Origin of the sequence: Streptomyces sp. VTCC 41912, from assembly GCF_045799175.1 — a bacterium.
GTDB classification, from domain to species: Bacteria; Actinomycetota; Actinomycetes; order Streptomycetales; family Streptomycetaceae; genus Streptomyces; species Streptomyces albulus_C.
In genome coordinates this window covers 1-13,588 of the sequence record NZ_JBJMAB010000074.1, presented here as the reverse complement: position 1 = coordinate 13,588, position 13,588 = coordinate 1, and the positions used below count along the sequence as shown (strand labels likewise).

13 protein-coding genes are annotated in these 13,588 nt (G+C 70.5%); 11 read left to right on the top strand and 2 right to left on the bottom strand.

All coding sequences use genetic code 11. The features are described 5' to 3' along the window. The first annotated feature begins 183 nt into the window (after positions 1-183). From ACJ6WD_RS40860 to ACJ6WD_RS40825, 8 genes are all read left to right on the top strand, one after another. Positions 184-468 carry a hypothetical protein gene (locus tag ACJ6WD_RS40860; RefSeq protein ID WP_407617772.1) on the top strand — a complete coding sequence of 95 codons (285 nt, stop codon included), beginning with the start codon at positions 184-186 and terminating at the stop codon, positions 466-468. After that, on the top strand, positions 465-845 hold the full coding sequence (locus ACJ6WD_RS40855; RefSeq protein WP_233661960.1) for a helix-turn-helix domain-containing protein: 381 nt from the start codon (positions 465-467) through the stop codon (positions 843-845). The genes ACJ6WD_RS40860 and ACJ6WD_RS40855 overlap by 4 nt, the downstream gene beginning before the upstream one ends. A 171-nt stretch (positions 846-1,016) precedes the next feature. Continuing rightward, the gene (gene uraD / locus ACJ6WD_RS40850) at positions 1,017-1,529 is read left to right on the top strand and encodes a 2-oxo-4-hydroxy-4-carboxy-5-ureidoimidazoline decarboxylase (RefSeq protein WP_233661959.1); all 513 of its coding nucleotides are present in this window, start codon (positions 1,017-1,019) and stop codon (positions 1,527-1,529) included. Next, complete coding sequence (uraH, locus tag ACJ6WD_RS40845) at positions 1,526-1,924, top strand: hydroxyisourate hydrolase (protein WP_016570694.1); 399 nt, start codon at positions 1,526-1,528, stop codon at positions 1,922-1,924. Before uraD ends, uraH begins: the two co-directional genes overlap by 4 nt. A gap of 7 nt (positions 1,925-1,931) precedes the next feature. Beyond that, entirely contained in the window at positions 1,932-2,855 is a 924-nt protein-coding gene (gene pucL, locus ACJ6WD_RS40840; RefSeq protein WP_016570693.1) for a factor-independent urate hydroxylase, read from the top strand. Between the two features lie 81 nt (positions 2,856-2,936). After that, on the top strand, positions 2,937-4,340 hold the full coding sequence (locus ACJ6WD_RS40835; protein ID WP_233661958.1) for a nucleobase:cation symporter-2 family protein: 1,404 nt from the start codon (positions 2,937-2,939) through the stop codon (positions 4,338-4,340). A 45-nt stretch (positions 4,341-4,385) separates the two neighbouring features. Further along, on the top strand, positions 4,386-5,789 hold the full coding sequence (locus ACJ6WD_RS40830; RefSeq protein ID WP_044377902.1) for an 8-oxoguanine deaminase: 1,404 nt from the start codon (positions 4,386-4,388) through the stop codon (positions 5,787-5,789). Between the two features lie 286 nt (positions 5,790-6,075). Then, positions 6,076-7,539, top strand: coding sequence for a nucleobase:cation symporter-2 family protein (locus tag ACJ6WD_RS40825; RefSeq protein WP_016570690.1), 1,464 nt, complete (start codon positions 6,076-6,078; stop codon positions 7,537-7,539). Between the two features lie 159 nt (positions 7,540-7,698). Here the strand turns inward: ACJ6WD_RS40825 and ACJ6WD_RS40820 are convergent, their stop codons facing one another. Next, the gene (locus ACJ6WD_RS40820) at positions 7,699-8,562 is read right to left on the bottom strand and encodes a chitosanase (RefSeq protein ID WP_016570689.1); all 864 of its coding nucleotides are present in this window, start codon (positions 8,560-8,562) and stop codon (positions 7,699-7,701) included. A 152-nt stretch (positions 8,563-8,714) separates the two neighbouring features. Beyond that, positions 8,715-9,293: a TetR/AcrR family transcriptional regulator gene (locus ACJ6WD_RS40815; RefSeq protein ID WP_376558918.1), complete on the bottom strand. Its 579-nt coding sequence runs from the start codon at positions 9,291-9,293 to the stop codon at positions 8,715-8,717. A gap of 210 nt (positions 9,294-9,503) precedes the next feature. Between ACJ6WD_RS40815 and ACJ6WD_RS40810 the strand changes: the two genes are divergently transcribed. The 3 genes from ACJ6WD_RS40810 (at position 9,504) to ACJ6WD_RS40800 (ending at position 13,549) form a co-directional block, all read left to right on the top strand. After that, positions 9,504-10,880, top strand: coding sequence for a M20/M25/M40 family metallo-hydrolase (locus ACJ6WD_RS40810; RefSeq protein WP_376447260.1), 1,377 nt, complete (start codon positions 9,504-9,506; stop codon positions 10,878-10,880). Next, on the top strand, positions 10,877-12,439 hold the full coding sequence (locus ACJ6WD_RS40805; RefSeq protein ID WP_407617771.1) for a YfcC family protein: 1,563 nt from the start codon (positions 10,877-10,879) through the stop codon (positions 12,437-12,439). The genes ACJ6WD_RS40810 and ACJ6WD_RS40805 overlap by 4 nt, the downstream gene beginning before the upstream one ends. Positions 12,440-12,667: 228 nt before the next feature. Next, positions 12,668-13,549, top strand: a complete 882-nt coding sequence (locus ACJ6WD_RS40800; RefSeq protein WP_407617770.1) for a GNAT family N-acetyltransferase — start codon at positions 12,668-12,670, stop codon at positions 13,547-13,549. The last annotated feature ends 39 nt before the right edge of the window (positions 13,550-13,588 follow it).

Here is a 13,588-nt window from a genome sequence, read left to right as displayed (position 1 = left end):
GAACAGGATCGACAGATTGACGTTGAAGCGCGTGTCCGTGAAACCCATAGGTCCCGGCGCTCCTTCCGGATAGCGGAACTTACTTTCTGCGTAATGGAACACTGCCGGGCGGGCGGGGAAACTGTCAAGAGGGGCCGTGGGCAATTTCTGGTCGGCGGCGCGCGGCCCGCGTAGGTTGAGCGGGTGCGATTGAGAGTTGAGTTCACGACGGAGCCGTTCGACCTGGACGAGGCGCCAGCCCATGCCGTGGTGGCGCGGGAGATCGTCACCGGGGCCGAGCTGGACGCGGTCGACGTGGGGCCCTTCGGCAACACCGCCGAGGGGGACGCCGACCGGGTGCTGAACGCGGTCGACGCCCTGCTGCGACGGTCCCTGGCGGCCGGGGCCACCCGGGTCTCGCTTCAGGTCAACGTGGTCGCGGACGGCCGCCGGGGCGGCGCCGTGGACGGCGAGGGGGACGCGACGTGACCGAGCCTGCCGACCACCCCTTCGTCCGGGCGGTCAAACCGCTGGTGGACGCCATGGGCGGCCAGATGGTCCCGCCCGACCAGGCCCAGGGCGACGACGTCGTCCTGGCCTGGGAAGGCCAGGACCGGGTGGCCGTCCGGCTCCCGCATCTGTCGGAGTCGCTCGATCACATCCTCGCCGAGCTCCAGCGCCGGCACGGCGTGCCGCTCGCCGAGCTGGACCGCAAGACCAAGCAGTCGGTGGTGCGGATATTGGAGAGCCGCGGCGCCTTCTCCGTCCGGCACGGGGTGGAGACGGTCGCCGGGGCTCTCGGCGTCAGCCGCTTCACCGTTTACAACTACCTGAACAGGGAAAGCGCCGCGAAGGACGCCGACTGAGGCGAATGGGGCGCAATTCCCCGTCCAACGGCCCGAGCCGCCGTCCGGAAACCCCGGGCGGCGGCTTTTGTGTTGCCGACTTTTCAACAAAGTGTTGACGTGATGTTGCCGGAGGTCTTAGCTGTTTCCAGCCAACCAGAGCTGTCCAGCACCAGGCCACGGAGGCTTCCCGTGTCTTCGAGTACGCCCCAAGGGCTTACCCGGTTCAACACCGCCGACGCCAGCGAGGCTCAGGCCGCCCTGCACGAGGTGTGTGCCAGCCGGGCTTGGGGGAGCAAGATCCTTGCCCAGCGCCCCTACGCCACCACCGACGCCCTGTTCGCCGCCAGTGACGCTGCCACGACGGAGCTGTCCGCGGACGACCTGGCCGAGGCGATGGCCGGGCACCCGCCCATCGGCCGGCCCAAGCCGGGCGACCCCACCTCGAACCGCGAGCAGAGCGGGATGGCCGGCGCTTCCGACGATCTCAAGTCGGAGATGCTCGAACTGAACCTGGCCTACCAGGAGAAGTTCGGGCACGTCTTCCTGATCTGTGCCTCCGGTCGCACCGGTGAGCAGATGCGCGATGCGGTCCGTAACCGGATCGACAACACGCCGGAACAGGAACGCGAGATCGTCCGTGTTGAGCTCGGCAAGATCAACCGCATCCGCCTGACCCGCATCGCAGAAGGAGATCCCTCATGAGCAGCGAGACGGCTGCACCGACGTCGGTGTCCACGCACATCCTGGACACCAGCGTGGGCCGCCCCGCGGAGGGTGTCGCCCTCACGCTCTCGGTGCGCTCCGACAGCGGCGGTGCATGGACTGCCCACGGCGCCGGCAAGACCGACGTCGACGGGCGCTGCAAGGACCTCCCGGCACTGCCGGAGGGCACCACCCACGTACGCATCGACTTCGAAACCGAGGCGTACTTCGTTTCCAACCAGCAAGCCGAGGAACAGCAGGACGCCCCCGCGCTACGGGACAGCGGAGCATTCTTCCCGGAGGTGGCAATCACCTTTGCCGTCAAGCCGGGCGAGCACTACCACGTACCGCTGCTGCTCAACCCGTTCGGCTACTCCGTATACCGAGGGAGCTAGCACCGACATGCCCACGATTCTCGGCCAGAACCAGTACGGCAAGGCGGAAAACCGCGTCGTCAAGATCACCCGTGACGGCGCCACGCACCACATCAAGGACCTCAACGTCTCGGTCGCGCTCTCCGGCGACCTGGAAGAGGTCCACCTCTCCGGCTCGAACGCCAACTGCCTGCCCACCGACACGACCAAGAACACCGTGTACGCCTTCGCCAAGGAGTACGGGATCGAGTCGGCCGAGCAGTTCGGCATCCACCTGGCCCGGCACTTCGTGACCAGCCAGGAGCCGATCAAGCGGGCCCGCATCCGGATCGAGGAATACGCCTGGGAGCGTATCGAGACCGCGGACGGCAACTCCCGTTTCATCGGGGCCGAGGAGGTCAAGCACTCCTTCGTCCGTAAGGGGCAGGAGACCCGCCTGACCGAGATCACCTACGACGGTGAGAACTGGCAGGTCATCTCCGGCCTGAAGGACCTCGTCGTGATGAACTCCACCAACTCGGAGTTCTGGGGGTACATCAAGGACAAGTACACGACCCTGAACGAAGCGTACGACCGCATCCTGGCCACCCAGGTCGCCAGCCGGTGGCGCTTCAACTGGACCTCCGACGAGCAGCGGATGCCCAACTGGGAGCGTTCGTACGAGCAGGTCAAGAAGCACATGCTGCAGGCCTTCGCCGAGACCTACAGCCTGTCGCTGCAGCAGACCCTGTACCAAATGGGTTCGCGCATCATCAACAACAGGTCCGAGGTGGACGAGATCCGCTTCTCGCTCCCGAACAAGCACCACTTCCTCGTGGACCTGGAGCCCTTCGGGCTCAAGAACGACAACGAGGTCTACTACGCGGCGGACCGCCCGTACGGCCTGATCGAAGCCACTGTTCTGCGCGACGGCGTCGAAGCCCAGATCCCGATGGATCTGACGAACCTCTAGCGGCTCGACGCAACGCCGTGCCTCGCGTCCCCTCCCCACCCCGCAGCGGGGAGGGGACGCGATTTCCGAGGGGATCGACCCATGGCACAGCAAGAGCAAGCCCCGCACCACCCTGCCCCACCGGTTCACCCGGTGGATGAGAAGCCGGCCGTCAAGCGGCTCGTTCCCGCCGCGCTCCAACACATCGCAGCGATGTACGCCGGCGTCGTCACCCCTCCGCTCATCATCGGCCAGGCCGTCGGCCTGGACATCGCGGGCCGGACCCGGCTCATCGCCGCCAGCCTGCTCATCGCCGGTCTCGCAACGCTGCTGCAGACACTCGGCATCCGCACATTCGTCGGCAACCGCCTCCCGTTCGTCAACGCCGCCAGCTCCGCCGGCATCACGCCGATGCTCGCCATCGCCGAGACGACCGCCAAGGGACACCAACTCCCCGCCATCTACGGGGCGGTCATGTGTGCCGGCGTCTTCTGTCTGGCGATCGGACCGTTCTTCGGCAAGCTCCTACGGTTCTTCCCGCCGTTGGTCACCGGCGTCGTGATCACCCTCATCGGGGTCACCCTGATGCCCGTACCGGTCGGGTGGGCACAGGGCGGCGACAAGCAGGCCGCCGACTTCGGCTCCATGAAGAACCTCGCGCTGGCCGGCTTCACCCTCCTGGTGGTGCTGCTCATCCAGCGCTTCGCCAAGGGCTTCGTCAAGCAGATCGCGCTGCTGATCGGCCTGGTCGTCGGCACGATCGCCGCGATCCCGTTCGGGATGGCGAGCTTCGAGGGCCTGCGCTCGGCCCCGATCGCCGCCCTGCCCACGCCGTTCTCCTTCGGCCCGCCCGAGTTCCAGCCCGCCGCGATCCTCTCGTTGTGCATCGTGATGCTGGTGCTGATGACGGAGTCGTCGGCCGGGATGCTCGCCCTCGGCGAGATCTGCGAACGCAAGACCACCGGCGCCACCATCACGCGCGGTCTGCGCACCGATGGCATCGCCACCCTCCTCGGTCCCATCTTCGGTGGCCTCCCGACCAGCGCCTTCGCGCAGAACGTCGGTGTGGTCTCGCTGACCCGGGTCCGTTCCCGCTACGTCGTCGCGCTGGCCGGCGCGGTGCTGCTGGTCCTCGGTGCCTTCCCCGTCCTGGGCGCCGTGGTCTCGCTCGTACCGATGCCGGTCCTCGGCGGCGCGGGTATCGTCCTGTTCGGATCGATCGCGGTCAGTGGCATCCGCACGCTCTCCGAAGCGGGACTCGACGACAGCTCCAACATCATCCTGGTGGCCGTGTCGCTCGGCGCGGGGATCATCCCGCTCGCCGCGCCGACCTTCTACTCCGGGTTCCCCGCTTGGGCGCAGACCGTGCTCGGCTCCGGGATCAGCGCCGGTGCCCTGGTTGCGGTCACGCTCAACCTGTTCTTCCACCATCTCGGCACCCGGAGCAGCTCACGGGCGGCGGTACTGTCAGCCGTCTCGCCCGGCTCCGGCACTCAAATCCCGTAGGGCCATGCCGTGCCCAAACCGCCACGAAAGCACGAGGAAAGCACCATGGCAGCATCGGCAGCCCCTGACAGCGCGGTGAAGCAGCGCATCGTCATCGAGAACTGCGCCATCGCGACCGTTGACGCCCAGGACACCGAGTACGCCAGTGGATACGTCGTCGTCGCCGACAACGTCATCGAGGCACTGGGTGCGGGCAAGGCTCCGGAGAACCTGGAGAACGTGGTCCGTCGCATCGACGGCACCGGCCACCTGGTCACTCCCGGACTGATCAACACGCATCACCACTTCTACCAGTGGATCACCCGCGGTCTGGCCACCGACCACAACCTCTTCAACTGGCTGGTGGCGCTGTACCCGACGTGGGCCCGGATCGACGCGGCGATGCTGACCGCGGCCACCCACGGCTCGCTCGGCATGATGGTCAAGGGCGGCGTCACCACCGCCTCCGACCACCACTACGTCTTCCCCCAGGGTTCCGGGGACCTCGTGGGCGCCGAGCTGGCCGCGGTCGCCGACATCGGCGCCCGGATCACCCTGGCCCGCGGTTCGATGGACCGCAGCGAGAAGGACGGCGGCCTGCCCCCGGACTTCGCCGTCGAGACCACCGAGGGCGCCCTCATCGGCACCGAGGAGGCCATCGACAAGCACCACGACGCCTCCTTCGGCTCGATGGTGCACATCGCCGCGGCCCCCTGTTCGCCGTTCTCCATCTCCACCGAACTCCTGAGGGAGGGCGCCGCGCTCGCCCGCCGCAAGGGCGTGCGCATGCACACCCACGGCTCGGAGACCGTGGAGGAGGAGAAGTTCTGCCACGAGCTGTTCGGGATGGGCCCGACCGACTACTTCGAGTCCACCGGCTGGCTCGGCGAGGACGTGTGGATGGCGCACTGCGTCCACATGAACGACTCCGACATCGCCGCCTTCGCCCGCACGAAGACCGGCGTGGCGCACTGCCCGTCCTCCAACGCCCGTCTGGCCGCCGGCATCGCCCGCGTACCGGACATGCTCGCGGCCGGCGTCCCGGTCGGCCTCGGCGTGGACGGCACCGCCTCCAACGAGTCCGGCGAACTCCACACCGAGCTGCGCAACGCGCTGCTCATCAACCGACTCGGCGCCCACCGCGAGGCCGCCCTCAACGCCCGCAAGGCGCTGCGGCTCGGCACCTACGGTGGCGCCCAGGTCCTCGGTCGGACCAGCGAGATCGGCTCCCTGGAGCCGGGCAAGCTCGCCGACCTGGTCCTGTGGAAGCTGGACGGCCTGGGCCACTCCTCGATCGCCGACCCGGTCACCGCGCTGGTCTTCGGACCGGCCGCCCCGGTCACGCTGTCGCTGGTCGACGGCAAGCCGGTGGTCGAGGACAACCACCTCACGAACATCGACGAGGACGCCATCGCCCGCTCCACGCGGGCCGAGGCCCAGCGTCTGGCCCGCATCGCCTCCGAGGGCTGATCCTCCCGGACGCGTTGCACCCCGAGACTCGGCCGGGAGGGACGGCTCCCGGCTGAGCTTGCGGACCCGAGCGGGGTCCGCAAGCGCCGTCACCCGGGGGTGCGGAAAGATCCGCACCCCCGGGGCCGGTCGCACCCACACACACCTGCCGCCCATGCGCCACAAGCGCGGCCACCTGCACGCTCACCAGCGCGACTTCTGGCACACCAGCTCCACATGGCACGCCCTCCGTGACAGGCTCGTTCCGTCGGCTTCCGGCGGAGCAGAAATCGACAGGAGGCCCGCAGTGGCCGCAAATACCGGGCAGAAGTCGGAGGAGGGCCGGAAGCATCCGGTCGACGAAACCCTCCCGCCCTTCAAAATGTTCACCAGCGGCCTACAACACGTGGCCGCGATGTACGCGGGAGTGGTCGCCCCGCCGATGATCCTGGGACCCGCCTGCGGTCTCAGCGCCACCGAGACCGCGTTCCTGGTGGGGGCCAGCCTCTTCACCGCCGGACTCGCCACCCTGCTCCAGACCCTGGGATTCTGGAAGGTCGGAGCCAAGCTCCCCTTCGTCAACGGCGTCTCCTTCGCCGGTGTCACCCCCATGGTCGCCATCGCCAAGGAGCACAGTCCGCACGACGCGCTGCCGATCATCTTCGGCGCGGTCATCGTCGCCGGCGTGCTGGGTTTCCTCCTCGCCCCCTACTTCTCCAAACTGGTCCGCTTCTTCCCGCCGGTGGTCACCGGCACCGTGATCACGCTGATCGGTGTCTCGCTGCTCCCGGTCGCCTTCAACTGGTCCCAGGGCGGCAACGCACAGGCCGCGGACTACGGCTCGTTGAAGAACATCGGGATGGCCGCGGTCACCTTCCTGATCGTGCTGGTGCTGCGCCGGGTGCTGCGCGGCTTCCTCCAGCAGATCGCCATCCTGCTCGGCCTGATCGTGGGCACGCTGATCGCGATACCCGTCGGGATCACGGACTTCTCGGTGATCACCAAGGCCAGCTTCATCGGTTTCCCGACGCCGTTCCACTTCGGTGCGCCGCAGTTCGACGTCGCCGCGATCGTCTCGATGTGCATCGTGATGCTGGTCTGCATGACCGAGTCCACGGCGGACATGCTCGCCCTGGGCAAGATCGTGAACCGTCCGGCGGACGAACGCACCATCGAGGGCGGCCTGCGCGCCGACACCCTCGGCACCGCCATCAGCCCGCTGTTCAACGGCTTCGCCAACAGCGCCTTCGCGCAGAACATCGGCCTGGTCGCGATGACCAAGGTCCGCAGCCGCTTCGTGGTGGCCACCAGCGGCGGGATCCTGATCGTGCTCGGCCTGTGCCCGGTCGCGGCCTCGATCATCTCCCTGGTCCCGCTGCCCGTCCTGGGTGGTGCCGGCATCGTCCTGTTCGGCTCGGTCGCCGCCAGCGGCGTGCAGACGCTGGCCACCGCCGCCATGGAGAAGGGGGAGAACTCGCTGATCGTCGCCGCCGCCCTCGGCATCGGACTGATCCCGATCGCGGCGCCGGAGTTCTACCACAGCTTCCCCAAGGACATGCTGGTCGTCCTGGACTCCGGGATCAGCACCGGTTGCCTGGTCGCCATCGTCCTCAACGTCGTCTTCAACCACTTCGGTCGGAGGAACGGCGACGCCGACGCGGCCGATCCGGCCCCCGACCCGCACGCCCTGGAGGACGTCCCGGACATCCCGCAGCAGCCCGCCCGCGGCCGCCTGGACGACGGTGAGACCGCCGCCTCGCCCGCCCACTGAGGTCCGCTCGGCCGCGCCGAGCACACCGAGTACCACCGAGTACCACTCAGCACCACTGAGTACCGTTGCGGCCCGCTGAGGGCCTGCCCCACCGCCAACGGCCCGTACGGAATCGGCAACTGCCGTCTCCTTACGGGCCGTTGGCGGTGTGCGCGGGGCTCAGCCGATGTGGTAGTCGTCCCCGTAGACCTTCCAGGCCAGCGGGGTGTGCAGGTCGAGGTTGCCCTGCTTCAGGAAGACCCGCTGCTCGGTGTCCACCCGGCTGGTGTCGCTGTGCGCCTCCTCCTGCTTCATCGCCCAGACCCGGGCGTCGAGGAAGGCGTTGAGGTAGGTCTTCTCGTCGCCGCCCTGGGCCGGCGGCTTGGCCTTCGCCAGCGCCCGCTTGCGGATGCCGGAGAAGCTGGTCTTGTCGTCGCCGTCCCCGTGCATCACGATCGCGTCGTAGTACGCGAACTGCCCCAGCACGCCGATCCCGTCGGCCTTGCCCTGCTTGACCGCGGGGTTGAAGTACACCCGGTCCCGCTCGTCGTCCTGCGCCTTGCGGAAGTCCGGGTCCTTGGCGGCCTTGCGCCAGTCCTTGGGGTAGTTCGGGTCCAGGCCCGCGTGGGAGTCGCCGCCGTCGACCTTGCGCAGCGCCGGCAGGTACCCGGCCAGGACGTTGTCCGGCTTGCGCTTGGTGTAGAGCTCGACCAGCTCCAGCATGTCGTGCGTGCCGGAGGTGAAGCCGATGATGCCGCCGGTGTAGCCGCGGCCGTCGCCGATGTCCTCGATGTACTGGTATTGGGCCTTCCAGTCCAGCGAGGAGTTCTCCGCGCTGGACACCAGTTGCATGGCGATCTCCTTCTTCGCCGGGTCGTCGAGTCCGACGGCGGCCCGCGCGGCGTGCGCGGCGGCGTGCGCCGGGGCCGCCGCCCGGTGGGCCGGTGCGGTCGTCGTGGCGGCGACCGCGGTCGCGGGGACGGCGAGCAGGGCCAGGCCGAGCGTGACGCGGGTGGCGGTCCTGGCTATCGATCGGGAGCGCATGGAGTCCTCCTGTCCGGAGTGGGCCGTGGGGGGTTCCCCAATCGTTAGGAAGCTTTCCTACCAGACTCCGGGGGTGCCGTACAGCCGTCCCGCGGCCCAACGTGGCGCGGTGCGGCGGGAGTTGGACGGCCGGGGCGGTCGATTCCGGGCGGTCAGCGCGCGGGGTGCCCCGTCGGCGCGCCCAGGAGTCCGCCCACCAGGGTGCGCATCTCCTCCAGCGGGTCGAACGACCCCTCCGGAAGGGAGAGTTGGCGCAGCACCACGCCGTCCAGGTGGTCGACCAGGATCCGGCCGTGCCGCTCCGGCGTCGCGGACCCCAGGCGGCGCGCCCACTCCGTGCTGCGCTCCAGCAGCGCCTGGCGCCCCCGCCCGAGCCGGGTCCGCAGCTCCGGGCGCGCGGCGGACTCCAGGGCCAGGGCGAGTCGCGCGGCCGTGCGGGACCGGCCCGGGCCCGCGGCGTGCCGGGCGAACGCCGCCAGCGCCGCGGCCACTTCGCCGGGACCGGTCGGTGCGGGCTCCCCGAGGAGCGCCGCCCAGTGCTGCCGCTCCAGGGTCAGCAGGTGCTCGGCGATGCCCTCGACGAGGGCGGTGCGGGTGCGGAAGTAGTTGGAGGTGGTGCCGGCCGGTACGCGGGCGGCCCGGTCCACCGCCGTGTGCGTCAGCCGTCGTGCCCCTTCGGTGCCCAGGACCTCGACCGCCGCGTCCAGCACCTGCTCCCGTCGCCGCGCCACCGTTCCACCCACCCGCCCTTACCGCTCTGTTACTACGCCCATAGTAGAGCGAATCGCCTGGCGGGCGGGTGGACGGGCGAGCCGGAGCGGTGCCCACGTCGCGGCGCGGACGTCCACGAGGCGCCCGATATGCTGCATTTCGACACGGAAACTGACAGTTATTCAACGTGCGTGCCCGTGCAGCCGGGTGCCACAGAGAGGGGGCCCGCGGTGCCCCACGAAGTCCACGCGTCCGCGCTGGAGTCCACCGTCGACGCCCTGATGGACGACGTCTGCGCCGACCTCAAGCGGTTGGCCGCCATCCCCTCCATCGCCTTCCCCGGGTTCTCGCCCGAACCCGTCCTACGGGCCCGGGACGTCGTCGTCGAACTGCTGCGGGCCGCAGGGGTGCGCGACATCGGCGAACTGAACCTGCCCGACACCGCCCCGGTCGTCACCGCCACCGTCCCCCCACCCACCCCGGACGCCCCGACCGTCCTGCTCTACGCGCACTACGACGTCCAGCCGCCCGGCGACGAACACTCCTGGGAATCCCCGCCGTTCGAGCCCACGGAGATCGAGGGCGGCCTCCGCGCCCGGGGTGTCGCCGACTGCAAGGCCAACCTGATGGTCCACATCGGCGCGCTGCGGGCCTTCGGCGGGCGGCCACCCGTCGGCATCAAGATCGTCTTCGAGGGTCAGGAGGAGTACGGCAGCGCCTTCGACGCCTATCCGCCCACCGACCCGGCCGCGTTCGCCTGCGACGCGATGATCATCGCGGACACCGGCAACATCCACCCCGGCACCCCCACCCTCACCACCGCGCTCCGCGGCAGCGTCGACGTCCTCGTCGAGGTCCGCACGCTCGACGCCGGCCTGCACAGCGGCGAGTACGGCGGCGTCGCCCCCGACGCGCTGCTCGTCCTGATCAAGGCGCTGGCCACCCTGCACGACGTCCACGGGGACGTCGCGGTCGAGGGGCTGCGGCGCGAACCGTGGGGCGGCCCGGCGCTCACCGAGGACGCGTTCCGGGACCTGGTCGGGGTGTCCCGGGGCATGCCGCTCCTCGGGTCCGGCGGGCTCGGCGAACGCCTGTGGAGCGGCCCGGCGCTCACCGTCGTCGGCCTGGACGCGCCCTCCGTCGACCACGGTGCCGCCGCCGTCGTCCCGCACGCCCGCGCCAAGCTCAACCTCCGCGTGCACCCCCGGCAGGACCCCCGGGAGGCCCAGGACGCCCTCATCCGCCACCTGCGCCGCCTGCGCCCCTTCGGCATCCCCCTCACCGTCACCCCCGGCGACACCGGCCCCGGTTACGAGGCCGCCACCGACGGACCGGCCTACCGGGCGGCCCGTTCCGCGCTGCACCGCGCCTGGGGCGCCGAACCCGTCCACGTCGCGTCCGGCGGCTCCATCCCGCTGGTCAACGGGCTGGCCGCGGCGGCGCCAGGGGCCGAGGTACTGCTCTTCGGAGCCGAGGACAACCTGTGCCGACTGCACGGCCCCAACGAGCGGGTGCTCTACTCCGAACTCCGCGGCGCGCTGCTCGCCGAGGCCCTGTTCTTCGCGGAGTACGCCGCCGCGCACCGCCGGTCCGGAGGCGCCGGATGACACCGGGCGCCGGGAACGACGCACCCCCCGCACCCCCGGCGCCGCCGTCCGACGCCCCGGAGGCCGGCGGGGGGCGCCGCTTCACCTTCCCCAGCGCCCTCACCGTCCTCGTCCTCGTCACGGTCGCCGTCTGGGCGCTGGCCTTCGTGCTGCCCGCCGGCACCTACGTCCGCAACGCCGCCGGTCGGCCGGTCCAGGGCTCCTACCACCGCACGCCGTCCGGCCGGACCTTCCCCGAGCGGCTCGGGGACCTCTTCCTCTCGCCGGTCAACGGCCTCTACGGCATCAAGGACGCCAGGACCGGCCTGGTGGGACCCGACCTCACCGGCGCGCTGTACGGCAGCGCCGGCGTCTTCCTCTTCGTCCTCGCCATCGGGGCGTTCATCACCGTGGTCTTCGCCACCGGCGCCCTGGACCGCGGGATCGGCCGGCTCGCCCACCGCCTGCGCGACCGCGGCGCGCTCCTCATCGCCGGGGTGATGGCGGTCTTCTCGCTGCTCGGCACCGTCGAGGGGTTCGCCGAGGAGACCCTGGGCTTCTACGGACTGATCGTCCCGCTGATGCTGGCCCTCGGCTTCGACCGGTTGGTGGCCACCGGCACGATCATCCTCGGCGCCGGCATCGGGGTGCTGTGCTCCACCGTCAACCCGTTCGCCACCGGGGTCGCCTCCTCGGCCGCCGAGGTCTCGCTCGGCGACGGCATCGCGCTGCGCGTCGCGATGTGGCTGGTGCTGACCGCCGTCACCACCGCCTACGTCATCCGCTACGCGCGCCGGGTCCGCGCCGACCCCGACCGCTCGCTGTGCGGCTTCCTGGCAGGCGACCGCGAGCACGCCCAGACGGCCCCGGACGCCGCCGAGCCGCCGCCGTTGACCCGGCTGCACACGACGGTCCTGGCCACCGTCGCGCTGCTCTTCGCGTTCATGATCTTCTCGGTGGTCCCGTGGTCCAGCGCCCTCACCGGCCGCGCCGACGCCACGCCCTACGCCTGGGAACTCGACTGGTCCTTCCCGCAGTTGGCGGCGATGTTCCTGCTCGGCGCGGTGCTGGTGGGGCTGTTGGCGCGGATGGGCGAGCCGCGGCTCAGTGCCACCTTCGTCCAGGGCGCCGCCGACTTCCTCTCGCCCGCGCTGGTCATCGTCCTCGCCCGCGGCGTCACCGTCATCATGAACAACGCCCGGGTCACCGACACCGTGCTGCACTCCATCGAGGGCGTGGTCTCGGGCACCCCCTCGGCGCTCTTCGGCGTCATCGTCTTCCTGGTCAACCTGCCGCTGGCCTTCCTGATCCCGTCCACCTCGGGGCACGCCACGCTCGCCATGCCGATCCTGGCGCCGCTCGCCGACTTCGCCGGCGTGACCCGCCCGGTCGTCGTCACCGCCTGGCAGGCCGCCAGCGGGTGGATGAACCTCTGGGTGCCCACCACCGCCGTCATCATGGGCGGCGTCTCGCTCGCCAAGGTCGGCTACGACACCTACCTGCGCTTCGTCGCCCCGCTGCTCGCGCTGCTGTCCGTCCTGATCTGCGCGTTCGTGGCGCTGGGGGCGGTGGTCACCTAGCGTGCAGGCGCGCGGCCGCCCGGCGCCTCGCCGCAGCGGCCGGTCGCGCCCGTGGCCCTGCGGCGTTAACCCGTTGCCGCGCAACCGAAGGGCCGGTTAGATTCTGCCGGCCGTCCGCGCTCTCGCGGACCGACCCCGTCGACGAGGAGGTGTGGAGCACATGCGCACGAGTGCCCCTCAGCCCGGCCCGCACACCGACCCTCGCCACCTCCTCACGACGGAGACACCTTGTCGCTTCGCCTCACCGCACTGACCGATCCCGCGCCCGGGCCGCACGGCCGGCGCCTCGCATGGCTGGCGTCCGACGCGGACTCGCGCCCGGTCGGGACGGCCTTCCTGCGCCTGTTCACCGATCCCGGACGGGAGCACCTGGCCGAACTCGCCCTCCACGTCCACCCCGTGGAGCGACGCAGGCGCGTCGGTTCCCGGCTGCTCGACGCCGCCGTCGCCACCGCCCGGGACCACGGCCGACGCCGCGTCATCTCGCAGGCCGAGGCCGGATCGCCCGGCGACCGCTTCCTGGCGGCGCGCGGTTTTCGCACGGTCCTCACCCTGCGGTACACCCGCCTGCCGCTGGCCGACGTGGACACCGGCGCCCTCGACCGGATCGTCGCGCGTCCGCACCCCGGCTACCGGCTGTTCTCGTGGCGGGGAACGGTCCCCGACCACCTCGTCCAGACGTTCGTCGCGTCGCGGCACGCCATGGACGACATGCCCATGGGCGACACCGACCACGCCACCGTGACCTGGGACGAGGGCCGGGTCCGGGCCGCAGCGCAGGCCGTCGAAGGGCGCGGTGACCACCTGCACACCGTCGTCGCCGTCGACACCCGCGACGGCTCGATCGCCGGGTTCAGCGAACTCGTCGTCCCCGGCAGCGGCACCGGCGACGGCCAGCACTACGGCACCGGCGTGCTGCCGGAGCACCGTGGACGCGGCCTCGGGCGATGGATGAAGGCCGCGTCGATCCGACAGGCCCTGGTGGACCATCCGGACCTCACCGGCCTCCTGACCGACACCGCCGTCGGCAACGCGCCCATGAGACGGATCAACGACGCCCTCGGCTACGCACCGACTCATCTGACGCACCAGCACCAACGGGAGCTCTAGCGGCGCACATTTGGCACGGCCGGAATTTCGAGCGACCAC

Bases quoted from the DNA above. Each gene is read 5' to 3' on its own strand.
- uraH (WP_016570694.1), top strand. From the start codon at position 1,526: ATGAGCAGCGAGACGGCTGCACCGACGTCGGTGTCCACGCACATCCTG.
- pucL (WP_016570693.1), top strand. From the start codon at position 1,932: ATGCCCACGATTCTCGGCCAGAACCAGTACGGCAAGGCGGAAAACCGC.
- ACJ6WD_RS40835 (WP_233661958.1), top strand. From the start codon at position 2,937: ATGGCACAGCAAGAGCAAGCCCCGCACCACCCTGCCCCACCGGTTCAC.
- ACJ6WD_RS40830 (WP_044377902.1), top strand. From the start codon at position 4,386: ATGGCAGCATCGGCAGCCCCTGACAGCGCGGTGAAGCAGCGCATCGTC.
- ACJ6WD_RS40820 (WP_016570689.1), bottom strand. From the start codon at position 8,562: ATGCGCTCCCGATCGATAGCCAGGACCGCCACCCGCGTCACGCTCGGC.
- ACJ6WD_RS40805 (WP_407617771.1), top strand. From the start codon at position 10,877: ATGACACCGGGCGCCGGGAACGACGCACCCCCCGCACCCCCGGCGCCG.